Raw genomic sequence first — 14,185 nt, forward strand, 5'->3', positions numbered from 1 at the left:
ATTATCATAAAGAACGATGACGCGACGCCTCGGCCTTGTATTGCCCCTCCTCCTCATCATCGGATGGGAGGCCGTGGCGATCATCATCAACAACCCTTTTTACCTGCCGAGACTTGAGTCGGTCATCCCGGTGCTGCTCAACCCTTTCAGCACGGCGTATACGCTCGGCACGGGAAGCCTCGTTGACAACTCTCTCGTCAGTATCGAGCGGGTAGCCATCGGGTTTGGCCTTGCGGCTGCTGTTGCCATCCCTCTCGGGATCGGCATGGGCAGATCCACCCGGATCAACGATTTCTTCGACACAACAATCGAGATGCTCAGGCCTGTCCCCCCCCTCGCGTGGGTCCCCCTCGCACTTGCCTGGTTTAAGCTCGGCATTGCCTCTATCGTTTTCATTATCTTCATCGGCTCTGTCTTCCCGATCCTCCTCAACACGATTGACGGCGTTCGCGGTGTAAAGAAGACTTGGATCGAAGTGGGAACAACACTGGGAGCGAGCGAACGGCAGGTCCTTTCCAGGATCATAGTTCCCGGTGCGGCCCCAACCATCTGGACCGGGCTCCGTGTCGGTTTCGGGATCGCGTGGATGTGCGTGGTTGCAGCAGAGATCCTCCCCGGTCCTACATCCGGTCTCGGCTACCTGATTATGTACGCGTATAATCAGGGGCAAATGAACGTGATCGTTGCCGGCATGATAACCATCGGGGTGATCGGGCTTGCGATAGATATGCTCTTCAAGATCGTAGAGAGCCGCCTTTTCAGCTGGAGGGGGCTTGACCGATGACCCTCCAGCTCAGGGACGTATCCCGCACATTCACTACGGAAAAAGGCGAGATGATCGAGGCGCTTTCCCGCATCTCACTTGATATCCGGGACCAGGAGTTCATCTGCATCCTCGGCCCGTCAGGGTGCGGGAAGACCACGATCCTCCGCATCATTGCCGGCCTTGAATCTGCGACGTCGGGAACCATCTCCATCGATGGCACAACAATAACGAGACCCAGCCCCCAGATGGCCATGATCTTCCAGGAGTATTCGCTGTACCCGTGGCGGAATGTGCAGGAAAACGTGACGCTCGGGCTCGAACTCAGGGGTATGAAAAAGACAGAGCGCGAGGAGAACGCGAAAAAGTATCTCGAACTTGTTGGACTCAAAGGCTTCGAAAACAGCTTTCCCTATGAATTGTCCGGTGGCATGCGGCAGCGGGTCGCTGTTGCCCGGGCGCTTGCCATCGATCCATCGATACTCCTGATGGACGAACCTTTCGGTGCGCTTGATGCGCAGACCCGGAACCGGATGCAGCACGAACTGCTGCATATCTGGCAGAAGACGAAGAAGACAATTCTGTTCGTCACGCACAGTGTTGATGAAGCGGTATTTCTTGCTGACCGCATCGTTGTCCTGACCCGCCGACCCGGAAGTGTACGTGAGATCGTCACCGTACCCGGGGAAAGACCCCGTGAACGTACGGGCGAGGAGTTCGTCCAGATCCGCCGCCATCTCCTTGACATGATCAACGAGGAATCGGGAGTAGTCCAGTAAGGTTTAATACCCTCCATCTCCATTTTATAAAAGCAGTTTGTGAAGCGTACAGGCATCAATATCTGAGCATTTTCTGGTATTTTTGCCCGCTTTTGACAATATATCACAGGAGTAGGACGCGATGGTTAGAAAACCGGCAAAGATGTACAGGGAAGTTGCCAAGAAGGCCTATACACGGCGCGAATACATGGGCGGTGTTCCCGGGAGCAAGATTGTTCAGTTCGAGATGGGCAACCTCTCGCAGGAATTCCCGACTGAAGTTGACCTGATTGTCGAAGAGGCATGCCAGATCCGGCACAGCGCCCTCGAGGCCGCCCGCATCACCGCCAACCGCCGGTTGATGAAAGAAGTCGGCAGGTCCAATTTCCACTTCAAGGTACGCGTATTCCCCCACCATGTCCTGCGCGAGAACAAGCAGGCAACCGGTGCCGGTGCGGACCGTGTCTCAGAAGGAATGCGCCTTGCGTTCGGCAAGGCGGTCGGGACTGCGGCCCGGGTAACCCCCGGCCAGAAGATCCTGACGGTCTACTCCACCCCCCAGTACCTTGAGAAGATCAAGGATGCACTCCGCCATGCCGGCCACAAGCTTCCGACCCCCTCGCACCTGAAGGTGAGCGTGATCAAGGTCAGCGGCAGGATCGTCGCGGCACCGAAGCTTGTCGGTGAGAAGGTTGTTGCAGCACCTGTTGTTGTGGAAGAGGTAGCAGCCGCTGAGCCCGCAAAGGGAGCAGCACCGGCAAAGGGCGGCAAGGATGCAGCAAAGGGCGCGGCACCGGCAGCAAAGGGTGGCAAGGATGCCGCACCCGCCAAGGCAGCCGAAGAGAAGAAAGGCCCGGCCCACGCAAAGGGTGGCAAGAAGTAATTTTTTTCTTTTTCAGATCTTTTTTTTCGGACTTGTTCTCTTTCACGGTCCGGGTCTCAATAATTGGATGGTTTCAGGAACCCGCGGAATTCACTATATGACCGGAGAGTTTCCGGAATGGTACCGGTCTATGATTAGGGGGGGAAGAGACCCCTCATGTCTGATTATGTCTGGATCCCAGGTTATCCAAGGTGAATGGGGTGGCGGCACTGGCCTGAGTCGAACCCCGCAGTGATGAGCCTTGAGAAGAATGGAGTTCTTCGACCGGTGATGGACCGGGCTCCCGATCACATCGGGTCTGGTGGAACAAAGTAGGCAATGAGAACAAACGGCAGGGAGGTACTCCCCCTGCCAACATATTTTGTCAGGAGACCCCGATCTCTCTCTTACCTCCCTATCCTCCACTCTCCCTCGCGCACACCTATATATTATTCCCCGGTGCTCATGTGTACATAATGAAGGATAAGGACCCGATACATGCCGCGCTTGCCGAGGCAACGTTCCAAGCGTTCCGCGAAGCCGCTATCACGCTCCCTCCTGATGTAATCCGGGCGATCGATCGGGCCGCCGCTGCCGAGACAAACCCGGTTGCACGCGGGGAGTTTGCCAATATCCTGAGAAATGTCAAAGCGGCAGCGGAGTTAGGCGTGCCGCTCTGCCAGGATACCGGTGTCCCGGTCGTATACCTTACGCTTCCACCCGATGTCCCGCTCACGCAGGGCCTCTATGATGCAGTAGCCATCGGATGCCGGAGGGCAACGGTGGAGGTACCGCTCCGTCCGAATGTCGTCGATCCCCTCACCCGCCAGAATACCGGGGACAATACCGGCCCCGGGATGCCGGCGATCCATGTCCGGCCGGGCGAGAAATTCACCGTGACCATCCTCCCCAAAGGTGCCGGAGCGGAGAACAGTTCCCGGATCGCTATGCTCCTCCCCTCGCAGGTCTACGGTATCGAGGGTTTTGTCGTGGAGACGATGCTGCATGCAGAGGGGAAGCCATGCCCGCCGGTCTTCCTCGGTGTCGGGATCGGGGGGACGTTCGATCTTGCGGCATCGCTCGCAAAGGAGGCGCTGCTCCTTCCTGTTGATACGATGACCGCGTTCGAGCAGCAGATCTGCGACTCTGTTAACAAGCTCGGCATCGGCCCGATGGGGCAGGGTGGCGATACGACAGCTCTTGCAGTGAAAGTGAAGACTGCCGGCTGCCACACCGCCTCCCTGCCCGTGGCGGTCAATGTCCAGTGCTGGGCGAACCGGCACGCAACGCAGGAGGTACGGTGGTGACGCAGGAACCGGTCCAGCTCCGGACACCTATAGGGGACGAGGTCTTTAAGCTCCGGGCCGGAGATCACGTGGAGCTCTCCGGCATCGTCTACACGGCACGGGACGAGGCGCACCTTCGGATGCGGGAACAGGGAATACCATTCGATCCAAAGGGAGCAGTGATCTACCACTGCGGTCCCTTGGTGAAGAACAACCGCATCCTTGCCGCCGGGCCGACCACATCAGCGCGGATGAACGAGCTCTCGGGGTTCCTGCTTGACAAAGGTGTGCGAGGACTGATCGGGAAAGGCGGGATGGGGGCCACAGTACGCGAACAACTCAGGGGCCGGGGCGTGTATTTCGCCTTCACGGGCGGGTGTGCGGCCCTCGCCTCCTCTCACATGACCCTGAAAGGTGTCTTTTTTGAGGATCTCGGCATGGCCGAGGCGATCTGGGTGATCGCGCTTGACCGGCTCCCGCTTATCGTGGGAATAGACTCGCACGGCGATGACATCTTCGAATCCGTGCGGCGCCATGCGGGTGAGGTATTCCAGGAATATTGCCGCAAGGCAGGCCGCACCTGATCATGCGAAAAACAAATAGGTTTTTTCACCTCAAGGGAAAACTAGTACGACAGGACTAAATCTCACATGAAACTCGCCATCGACGAGACCCGGTGCAAAGGGTGTAATCTCTGTACGAAGGTCTGTCCGTATAAGATCTTCAGGGAGGGCAAAAAGCCCAACCGCCGGGGTATTGTAGTACCTGAGCTTGACCGTCCTGAGCGCTGTACGAACTGCCGCTTGCGGAACCTCTACGGGCGGCAGCTCTGCGGCGTCTGCCAGCTCACCTGCCCTGATCAGGCAATCCACTGGGATGAGGAAGAACCGTACGAACCAAGAAAGGTGGCGATTGAATATTGACGCGGACTGAATTCTGGCAGGGAAATACTGCCTGTGCCGAGGGGGCGCTGGCGGCAGGCTGCCGGTTTTTCGGGGGATACCCGATTACCCCCTCCACGGAAATCGCCGAGCACATGGCGGCAAAACTCCCGAAGAAGAACGGGGTCTTCATCCAGATGGAAGACGAGATCGCGGGCATTGCGTCGGTGATTGGCGCATCGTGGACCGGGGTCCGGGCCATGACCGCGACGAGCGGTCCCGGCTTCTCCCTCATGATGGAGAATATCGGCTATGCAGCAATGACCGAGACACCCTGCGTGATCGTGAACGTCCAGCGGGGCGGCCCGTCCACAGGCCAGCCCACCATGGCCGCGCAGGGTGATATGATGCAGTGCCGGTTCGGCTCGCATGGCGATTATTCTATTATCGCACTCTGCCCTGCGAGTGTACAGGAGATGTACGAACTCACGGCAAAAGCGTTCAATCTTGCCGACCGGTTCCGTGTCCCGGTTTTCCTGATGGCCGACGAAGTGATTGGGCACATGCGGGAAAAAATTACCATTCCCGATACCGTTGAGCAGGTCCCCCGCAGGGAACTTGTAAAAGGCACACTGCCTTTCCGGCCGGAAAGCGACCTCGTCCCCGGGTTCCCGCAGTTCGGCAAAGGGTACGGCGTCCACGTGACCGGGCTCACCCATGACGAACGGGGGTACCCGTGCGCCACGAACCCGAAACTCCATGCAAACCTTGTCCAGCGGCTCGTGGACAAGGTTGAACTGGCCCGGCACGAGATCGCTGACTATGATGTCGTGAATCCCGATGCGGAGCAGGTCTTTATAGCATACGGGGGGCCCGTCCGTACGGTTCAGCAGGTCCTGCACGACAGGAATGATAAGAATGTGGGGTTCCTCCGGCTCCGTACCGTCTGGCCATTCCCGGAGAATGCGCTTATGGAGTTCAGGAACGCCCGCCGCTTCCTCGTTCCCGAGATGAACCTCGGCCAGATCGCACGGGAGATCGAGCGGCATGCAGATGTGCCGGTTATCAGCCTGCCCAAACTTGGCGGGGAGCTTCATACGCCGGCTGAACTCGGGGCGGCACTGGAGGCGAAACGATGAGCTTTGATGACTGGTACCGGCAGGACCGGCTCCCCCACATCTATTGCGCCGGCTGCGGCAATGGCACGATCATCAACTGCACGCTGGCTGCGGTCGACCAGATGGGCTGGACAAAAGAGGAGACCGTCTTTGTTTCCGGTATCGGGTGCTCCTCCCGGGCCCCCGGTTATATCGTGACCGATTCGCTCCACACCACACACGGCAGGGCCATCGCTTTTGCTACCGGTGTGAAGATGGCAAACCAGGACCTTCATGTCGTTGTATTCACCGGGGATGGGGATCTGGCGGCAATTGGTGGCAACCACTTTATCCATGCCTGCCGGCGCAACATCGACCTCACCGTAGTCTGTATGAACAACCAGATCTACGGCATGACGGGTGGGCAGGGCAGCCCGACAACCCCGAAGGGATGCTTCTCGTCCACGACCCCGTACGGCTGTATGGAAATGCCGTTCGATCTCTGCGAGCTGGCGATCGCGGCGGGGGCGAACTATGTCTCGCGCTGGACCTCCTACCATGTCAAGGAACTTGAGAAAGCGGTGAAGGTAGGTCTCGAGACTCCGGGTTTCTCCTTTATCGAAGCGCTGGTCCAGTGTCCGACCGCCTTTGGCCGCAGGAACAAGTTCAGACAGGTTGCCGACCACGTGGAATACCTGCGGGCGCATTCTCTCCTGAAAGCGAAACGCGACCGGATGCTGGAGCAGGGCGAGACGGTTCCGGATGATATGTATGTCGTAGGGGAGCTGGCCCGGCGGAACCGGCCGGCTCTGGGGGTGAAGCCATGAGGAACGAGGTACGGTTCTCGGGCTTTGGCGGCCAGGGGATCATCCTCTCGGCAGTCATCCTCGGGCGGGCTGCGGTGATGTACGACAACAAGTACGCCGTCCAGACCCAGGTCTACGGGCCTGAGGCCAGGGGCGGGGCATCGATGAGCGCGGTGATCATCGACGACACGCCGATCCTGTACCCGAAAGTGGCGGTACCGGATATCTATGTCATCATGTCGCAGGAAGGATTCGAAAAATATGGTGCAGATGCTGTGAACCCGGCCATGATGCTTGTGGACTCGACACTCGTCCATTCCCGGCCTGCCTGCCGGTGTATCGAGATCCCGGCAACGAAGGAAGCAAAAATCTCTCTCGGCCGGGATATTGTCGCAAACATCGTGATGCTCGGGGCACTTGTCCGATCGACCCATGTCGTGAGCGAGACTGCACTGGAGAAAGCGATCCTCGACTCCGTACCCAAGGGCACCGAGGATCTCAACATCAGGGCAATGAAAAAAGGCATTGAGCTTGCAGCAGGAATATCACCATGAAATTACGGGAATACGAGGCAAAGAACGTGCTCCGGGAGTACGGGATCCCCATACCGGCCGGTTTTCTCCTGACTTCTGCCGGAGAACTGGCACCGCACCTGGACGAACTCGGGAATGCATTTGTGCTCAAGGCACAGGTGGATATTGGCGGCAGGGGAAAAGCTGGCGGTATCCTGATGGCAGACAAAAAAACAGGCACTGCTACGGCAGAAGAACTCTTCAAAAAAGAGATCAAGGGGATTCCCGTAAAGGAGATCCTTGCCGAGCAGCGGCTTGCGATCCAGCATGAGTATTATCTCTCGATCACGGTTGACCGTTCGACAAAACAGCCGCTCATCCTCTTCACGGAAGCCGGTGGCGTTGAGATCGAGGTCACGGCCCGGGAGCACCCGGAACTGATCCGGAAAGTGGTGGCAAATCCCCTCATGCGCGACCTCCCCCCGTTCATGCTCCGCGAACTGATCGGAACTGCGCCAAAAGAGATCGGGCAGATCATCAGCAAACTCTACCGGGTATTCCTTGAAAAGGACGCGCTCCTTGCGGAGATCAACCCCCTTGTCACAACGCCGCAGGGTGTCTTTGCAGCCGATGCAAAGATCATCGTGGACGATAATGCCCTCGGAAGGCAGGGAATATCCGTCAACCGCGATCTCACCGATCGGGAACGCGAGGCGGAGAAGTACGGCTTCTCGTTTGTGGAGCTGGATGGTGCAATCGGTGTAATCGGTAACGGGGCCGGTCTCACCATGGCGACCCTCGACCTGATTGAGTATTACGGAGGTAAGGCAGCAAATTTCCTTGATGTCGGTGGCGGAGCAGAGAGCGAGCGCGTGATGCATGCAGTCCGTCTCGTGGCGAGTGTCCCTGCCGTGAAGGTCATCGTCGTAAACCTGCTGGGCGGGATTACGAAGTGCGATGAAGTGGCAAAAGGGATCATTGCCGCAGCTATCTCGCAGAAAGTGATCGTCCGTCTCGCCGGGACCAATGAGGCGGAGGGGCGCCGGCTCCTTCTGGAGAGCGGCTATGAGATGCTCGATACGATGGATCTTGTCGTGAAAAAGGCAGTGGCGGTGACCGCGTGATATACGGTGACAGGAAGACCGGGATCCTCGTGCAGGGAGCTACCGGGAAGCAGGGAGAGTTCCATATCGGCCTGATGAACACCTATGCAAAGCTGGTAGGTGGCAGGAGTGTTGTGGCCGGTGTCACACCGGGCAAAGGTGGGCAGGAGGTCCACGGTGTCCCGGTTTTCAACACGGTGAAGGACGCGATGAGAGAGCATGACATTGGTGCTGCCGTCATTTTCGTCCCCGCAGGTGCTGCAGCTGATGCGATCATGGAAGAGGCCAGCGCCGGTATAGAAACTATCGTCTGTATCACCGAGCACATTCCGGTTCATGATACCATGAAAGCGCTGGCGTATGCAAAGATGGAAGGCGTACGGGTGATCGGCCCCAACTGTCCCGGGCTTCTCTCTCCCGGCGAGGTAAAGATGGGGATAATGCCGGCAGGCCTCTTCTCCCGCGGGAATGTGGGCGTGATCTCCCGTTCGGGGACGCTCACGTACGAAGTCGTGGACGAACTGACCCGGGCCGGCATCGGGCAGAGTACGGTTGTTGGCATAGGTGGCGACCCGGTGATCGGCCAGACCTTTGTCGATGTGCTGGAACGCTTCGAGAACGATCCCCAGACAAAGGCTGTTGTCCTGATCGGGGAAGTCGGAGGAAACCTCGAAGAGGAAGGGGCAAAGTCAACGGATCTCCCCATCGTTTCGTATATTGCCGGCGTATCAGCACCGCCGGACAAACGTATGGGCCACGCTGGTGCAATTGTCGAGGGTGGCGAAGGCGACGCCCGCTCGAAGATTGCACGGCTCAAAAAACATGGCGTTCCTGTAGCATCCCGGGTATCGGAGATACCGGATATGGTACGGGAACTATTCAACTGCCATTGCTGAATGTTCTCCGGCATCTCTTTTTTCCGGTGTGATTTTCACAGGATAATCCTTCGGCCATGTTGCATCCATCGTGTCATCAGCCCCCGTCCCTTTTTTCCTGAATAGTCCTTCTGGAGCCTGGCAATCAGATCAGTTTCTGTAAAGGGGGGATCGATGCGTTTTGAAATCGAAAAAGAGCGGGGATTGAAGGTTGATCCTCCTTGTTGTGTATCGGCGTTTTGCTTTTTTCATTGATGATGAATAATAAAAACACGATTCCTGGCCTGTGAAAGAAGTGAGGAATTTCCTGCCGACGGAATCAAGTCTGCGGTATTTAAGACTCATGCAGGAAGACTTAGATCTTACCTTTACGGCGGTCCGTTCAACAGGTTCGGAAACGATCCGCCGGACACCCCAGTTACACGGAACCGGAACTACCCCCTGCCGAAGATGGACCCATGATCATCCAGTTTACCCCGCTCGTCGTCCTCATGTTGATATCGGGAACGGTATCAGCCGTGCTCACGATCATCGGATGGCGCAACCGGGCAAACCCGATCTCTCAACCGTTCATCCTGCTGATGGCCGCAGAGACGGTCTGGATATACGGGTACGCGATGGAGATGATGAGCACCCAGCTCTCGACCGTCCTTTTCCTCAACAATATCGAGTATCCCGCTCTTCTGACCGTGCCGGTTGCCTGGCTCTTTGTTGTCATGTGCTATACCGGGCGGGAACAATATCTCACCCGCAGAACCGTTCCCCTGTTCTTCATTGTTCCTGCACTGGTCTATCTTATGGTACTTACAAATCAGTACCACTACCTGTATTACTCCGGCTTCCATGCGGAAACTGTCAATGGTTCGGTCATCTGGATATACGAGCACGGGCCCCTCTTCTGGATTACCATCGCGTATTGCTACGCGATCGCCCTGATTGCTCTTACGCTCGCAGGCGGGCGACTCTTTGGTCCGAATGCTCTCTACCGGAACCAGACCATCCTCCTGTTCTGTGCTGCAGTCATACCCGCGTTATGTAACATGGCCTATGTTTTCCATCTCGCTCCGTTCCCGGAATATGACCTGACTCCCATCGCGTTCCTGATCACCGGGATTGTCCTTGCAGTAGGCCTCCTCCATTACCAGCTCTTTTCCGCGGTTCCGGTTGCTTACTCCCGGGTGTTTGCTACCATGCGCGACGGAGTGATCGTGGTCGACAGGAAGAACTGCGTCATAGACATCAACCCGGCTGCAGAACGAATCACCGGGTTTACCTCCCATGTCGCGGTCGGCCGGAACATTACGGAATTGATCACCCTGCTCAAAGCAGTCAGCGATCATCCTGCGAGCGGGGGAGGGGAACGACGGATCGAGCTTCACCTCCCCTATGACGGCGCCCCGCATTATTTCGATGTGCTTTTTACTCCGATGGATGAATGGGGTTCCGGTTCATCGGGGTATCTTTACCTGTTCCGTGACGTGACTGAACGGAAGCAGGCAGAACTGGCCCTTGCCCGTGCCAACAAAAAGCTCAGTCTCCTGACAAGTATCACACGGCATGACCTCAACAACAAGCTGATGGTCGTCCGCAGCTACATCGAGCTGATCCGGGAAATTGCAACAGATCCGATCCAGAATGAGTACCTGGATCAGGAAGAACGAGCCGTCCATGCAATGCAGGAACAAATCGAATTTACCTATGAGTACCAGCAGCTCGGTACCAAATCACCTGTCTGGCAGGATCTGAATGCAGTGATCAGGAGGGCACAGGCCCAGCTGGACTTAAAAACGGTGAAGCTGGAGAACAACACCGGAAATCTTGAGGTTTTTGCAGATCCCATGCTTGGGAAGGTGTTCTACAATCTCTTCGATAATGCAATGAAGTACGGGGGTGATCGGATGACCGCCCTGAATGTATCTTATTACCGGGGTGGGAACGAAATGGTTCTGGTGGTCGACGATAATGGAACCGGTATCCCGGATGAGGACAGGACCCGGTTGTTTGAGCGGGGATTTGGCAGGAATACCGGCCTGGGTCTCTTCCTCTCCCGTGAAATTCTCGCTATTACAAATATCATGATCGAGGAGACCGGCACTGAGGGGCGGGGGGCACGGTTTGAAATCCGGGTACCCCCCGGGAACTTCCGGTTTCGTGGGAGCGAAAAATAGTCCCGGACAACTTCTGCCCACTTGTCATGCTGTCGGCTCCCCGTATTTACTTACAATCCGCAAGCCCGATCCTGACCGGGCAGACAGACAGACAGACAGACCTCTCCCTGGGGGAATTGTTATACGGATCGCAGGTCAAAGGATATGACGCATACATTCATGTCCGCCCCGCAGTTTTTCCCTATACCTGATAGTATCCGGGCACTGGCGTACGAAGCCGTACGCCGGAGTGGAGCCGGCCTGCCATTTGAACGGGATGGCGTACGGGTAACTGAAGAGCAGGTGGCAGTAGCACTGGAATGCCTCAACGCGGAATTCTCCAAAACCCTGCCGATCCTGACACCGGCCGTCATCTCGGATCCTGTTCCGGCCGGTCTTGACCGGTGCCTCGGACAGCGGCTTAATACCGACGGACTTCCCCTTGCACCGGTCATCACCGAGCTTTTCTGCCGGGCTGGTATTGCCGAGAAGACAGATGTGCTGGATCGCAGTTCCCACCGTAAGGCACGGGGAATCAGGCTGCTGCAGGAATGGACCTGGCATAGCGCCTCGGTTCCCTTGAAGACCGTCAGGAATATTACCGATACAGGTCCCGGCTCCCTGTCCGCATCCTGGATGAATCTTTGCCCGATCTGCAGGAATGGTACACTGAACCGGGTGTCGGGAAAGCAACTATTCGGCCTGCCCCATACCGAATACTATATTGAATGCACGTCATGCGGGGCGAAATTCATCCCGGTTGGTGAAGAATTCCGGCTCGTTTCCATCTCAACGATCCGCGATCCGATCTGGAAGAGCAACCTGGAGAAGATATATTCCCCGGAGATCTGGTCAGCCATCGCTCACAACAGGAGGGATGAGAAGCCACGGGTGCAAAAGACATCGTCAGAGCCCGTTGGTAACGAATGCGGGAAAAAGGTAAAGTCCGGTGTCTTTCTTACCCTTAAAGACGGTTCCATCGCGGTCCAGTGCGATCCGAGGACATTGTATTTCAAACCCGTGAAGCTGGTTATTGCCGGTACCGTGAAAAGTGGTTCGTTCTCGTGGTCCCAGAAACCTCTGAAAGATGTGCTGGAGACCCCGCCCTACCGGCATCTGAAGGACGAGGTTGTTGCGCGGTATTCTCACTACCTCCCCCTCCGGATTGGATTGTTCTTATGGGAACGAAAGGAAAAGCACGATCCGTTCTACCGGGCATTTCTCAACCCTTACGGGGACGAAAGGTTCGGGACCTTCCGGATGAAGGATCATGATGAAGCCGCAAAGAACGGGGTATTCCTTGTAATTTCCGGGGGAGAGATCATCCACGGCGGCTGTTGCCATGACAGTTTCGGGAAGCTGATCAGTGAACGCCTCGGTCGTATATCTTCGCAGGATTGCTATCTTGACGGGGATGGCATCCGCTGCAGGATCAATGCCCTGCTGGCAGCAAAAAAACCAGATACCGGCATTTATATCCACAGCATCGCGAATGAGGAGGAGCGCGTGCAGGTTGCAGAAACACTGGGTGTCCTTTGAGATGAACTGCATCCTGGCCCGACGTAGTGCCACAATCGGTACACCGGATTCCGATCAGAGAATTTTTCTTATCTTATGAGAACATTATAGTTATCTAGTCCGGATACCGTGGAACGGAGCTCATCGATGAAATGCCCTCACTGTGGGATGAATATACGGGATGAAGCCGTCGAGTGTATGTATTGTGGCGGTGCAATAGCCCGGCGGCAGGAAAAACCCGCCCCCGGTACGGGCAGGTCTGCTGTATCGGGAGACGGCATGACCCAGAGAGGTGCATCACGTACCCAAAAACCTGCAGATGAGCCCGAACCAGACGGGGATGAGGAAGAAGGCGGGATCTCCGCGTACCTTCAGTCTGGTGAGCAGGTTCTTATCGGCTCCCTGAATGTATCGGTCAAAAAATTCTTTTTCCATGCGTATCTGACCGATCGCCGTATATTTTTAATCGATACGCAGGAAAAGAAACTCAAAGTCACCGCAAAAGATGTGGCCCGGGATACGCTCGCCGGTAGTATCATCGAGTTTTCCGAGAACTCGGATCCGGTGCTTGTACTGTCAATCCGTTCTCAGGATGATGAGATCAAGACCATGAAACTGGTCTTTGTGCAGAACGGGATGGACCGTTCAAGTGAGATTGATGAATGGATAGCGTTGCTCCACGAAGAAGACCGACCGAAAAAAGCTCCCCGCCGACCTGCTCCCGAACCTGAAGAAGAGGAAGAACCGGATGTACGCCGACCGCCGGTAAAGCCCGTACAGAGGCAGGAGATTCAGCCGGCACGAAAACCTCTCAAGGATCATGAAAAGCAACCCCCGGTAAAACGCCTCCTGTCGGCGTACAAGATTCCAGACGAAGAGCCGGAACCTGAACCTGAACCGGAAATCATTGCCCCCCCCCGGAGAACACAGGTGAGACAGGTTGCAGAGCCGGTCAAACGTCAGATTGTGACGTCTGATTATGACCGGGAAATCCCCCGTGCACCGGAAACGGTTGTACCCTCAGTCAGGAAACCGGAAGTCCAGTCGGCGATGAAAGTCGCCATGAAGGGTGCCTTAAAACCTCTCGGGCAACCCCCCCAGCAACCCGTACGGAGGACGGTTCAGGAACTCCCGCGACGTATCGTGCAGGAAGTGGAACCTGAACCGGAATTCGTATCTTCCCCGCGTCGTCCGGTTGTCCAGGAAACTGTGAAGGAACAAACGGTTCCTGAAGAACCACCTGCAGATACACCCCAGTTCTGCCATAACTGCGGCAAGAAACTCCCCAATTCGGCAAATTTTTGTCCGGGTTGCGGCACGAAACTGAACCAGGGAAGGACCCTGCCGCATTCACGGCAGCACACGACGGTTACGGATAAACGTGCGACAAGGACCGATCCTCCAGGCCATGAACACCGTATTCCTCCGGACGTTGCAGATGATGAGGAGGCCGAGGATGAGAAGCCGGTTCCGACAAGACCCCCCGTGAAAAAGGTTCCCAAGGGTAGCGAGATGACGATCCTTCACAAATTCCTCAGACGATAAAATAGACAATTAACAGACTTTTTTTTGGTTTC

14 protein-coding genes and 1 pseudogene are annotated in these 14,185 nt (G+C 56.4%); all 15 read left to right on the forward strand.

Features of this window, described 5'->3' with window-relative positions:
* Positions 1–16: 16 nt before the first annotated feature.
* The 15 genes and pseudogenes from ABSE13_RS03305 to ABSE13_RS03375 all read left to right on the forward strand — a co-directional run bounded on the left by ABSE13_RS03305 (position 17) and on the right by ABSE13_RS03375 (position 14,153).
* Positions 17–784, forward strand: a complete 768-nt coding sequence (locus ABSE13_RS03305; RefSeq protein WP_424027068.1) for an ABC transporter permease — start codon at positions 17–19, stop codon at positions 782–784.
* Complete coding sequence (locus tag ABSE13_RS03310; protein WP_424027069.1) at positions 781–1,542, forward strand: ABC transporter ATP-binding protein; 762 nt, start codon at positions 781–783, stop codon at positions 1,540–1,542. The genes ABSE13_RS03305 and ABSE13_RS03310 overlap by 4 nt, the downstream gene beginning before the upstream one ends.
* A gap of 121 nt (positions 1,543–1,663) precedes the next feature.
* Positions 1,664–2,404: a 50S ribosomal protein L16 gene (locus ABSE13_RS03315; protein ID WP_424027070.1), complete on the forward strand. Its 741-nt coding sequence runs from the start codon at positions 1,664–1,666 to the stop codon at positions 2,402–2,404.
* 455 nt (positions 2,405–2,859) lie between these two features.
* Entirely contained in the window at positions 2,860–3,690 is an 831-nt protein-coding gene (locus ABSE13_RS03320) for a fumarate hydratase (protein WP_424027071.1), read from the forward strand.
* The gene (locus ABSE13_RS03325) at positions 3,687–4,253 is read left to right on the forward strand and encodes a FumA C-terminus/TtdB family hydratase beta subunit (RefSeq protein WP_424027072.1); all 567 of its coding nucleotides are present in this window, start codon (positions 3,687–3,689) and stop codon (positions 4,251–4,253) included. The genes ABSE13_RS03320 and ABSE13_RS03325 overlap by 4 nt, the downstream gene beginning before the upstream one ends.
* Positions 4,254–4,319: 66 nt before the next feature.
* Entirely contained in the window at positions 4,320–4,592 is a 273-nt protein-coding gene (locus ABSE13_RS03330; RefSeq protein WP_424027073.1) for a 4Fe-4S dicluster domain-containing protein, read from the forward strand.
* Entirely contained in the window at positions 4,589–5,689 is a 1,101-nt protein-coding gene (locus ABSE13_RS03335; protein ID WP_424027074.1) for a 2-oxoacid:acceptor oxidoreductase subunit alpha, read from the forward strand. Before ABSE13_RS03330 ends, ABSE13_RS03335 begins: the two co-directional genes overlap by 4 nt.
* Positions 5,686–6,474: a thiamine pyrophosphate-dependent enzyme gene (locus ABSE13_RS03340; RefSeq protein WP_424027075.1), complete on the forward strand. Its 789-nt coding sequence runs from the start codon at positions 5,686–5,688 to the stop codon at positions 6,472–6,474. Before ABSE13_RS03335 ends, ABSE13_RS03340 begins: the two co-directional genes overlap by 4 nt.
* A complete protein-coding gene (locus ABSE13_RS03345) occupies positions 6,471–7,007 on the forward strand; it encodes a 2-oxoacid:acceptor oxidoreductase family protein (RefSeq protein ID WP_424027076.1) in 537 nt (178 codons plus the stop codon). The genes ABSE13_RS03340 and ABSE13_RS03345 overlap by 4 nt, the downstream gene beginning before the upstream one ends.
* Positions 7,004–8,089 (forward strand): succinate--CoA ligase subunit beta, encoded by a 1,086-nt coding sequence (locus ABSE13_RS03350; RefSeq protein WP_424027077.1) that lies wholly within the window; start codon positions 7,004–7,006, stop codon positions 8,087–8,089. The genes ABSE13_RS03345 and ABSE13_RS03350 overlap by 4 nt, the downstream gene beginning before the upstream one ends.
* Positions 8,086–8,964 (forward strand): succinate--CoA ligase subunit alpha, encoded by an 879-nt coding sequence (gene sucD, locus ABSE13_RS03355; protein WP_424027078.1) that lies wholly within the window; start codon positions 8,086–8,088, stop codon positions 8,962–8,964. Before ABSE13_RS03350 ends, sucD begins: the two co-directional genes overlap by 4 nt.
* Before the next feature lie 437 nt (positions 8,965–9,401).
* Positions 9,402–11,111 carry a histidine kinase N-terminal 7TM domain-containing protein gene (locus ABSE13_RS03360; RefSeq protein WP_424027079.1) on the forward strand — a complete coding sequence of 570 codons (1,710 nt, stop codon included), beginning with the start codon at positions 9,402–9,404 and terminating at the stop codon, positions 11,109–11,111.
* A gap of 144 nt (positions 11,112–11,255) precedes the next feature.
* Positions 11,256–12,629: a hypothetical protein gene (locus ABSE13_RS03365; protein WP_424027080.1), complete on the forward strand. Its 1,374-nt coding sequence runs from the start codon at positions 11,256–11,258 to the stop codon at positions 12,627–12,629.
* A gap of 126 nt (positions 12,630–12,755) precedes the next feature.
* Positions 12,756–12,815, forward strand: a pseudogene (locus ABSE13_RS03370) (zinc-ribbon domain-containing protein); the annotation flags it as partial.
* Positions 12,816–12,887: 72 nt separating this feature from the next.
* Positions 12,888–14,153, forward strand: coding sequence for a zinc ribbon domain-containing protein (locus ABSE13_RS03375; protein ID WP_424027246.1), 1,266 nt, complete (start codon positions 12,888–12,890; stop codon positions 14,151–14,153).
* The last annotated feature ends 32 nt before the right edge of the window (positions 14,154–14,185 follow it).

The organism is Methanoregula sp., from assembly GCF_049518935.1.
Taxonomy (GTDB): Archaea; Halobacteriota; Methanomicrobia; order Methanomicrobiales; family Methanospirillaceae; genus Methanoregula.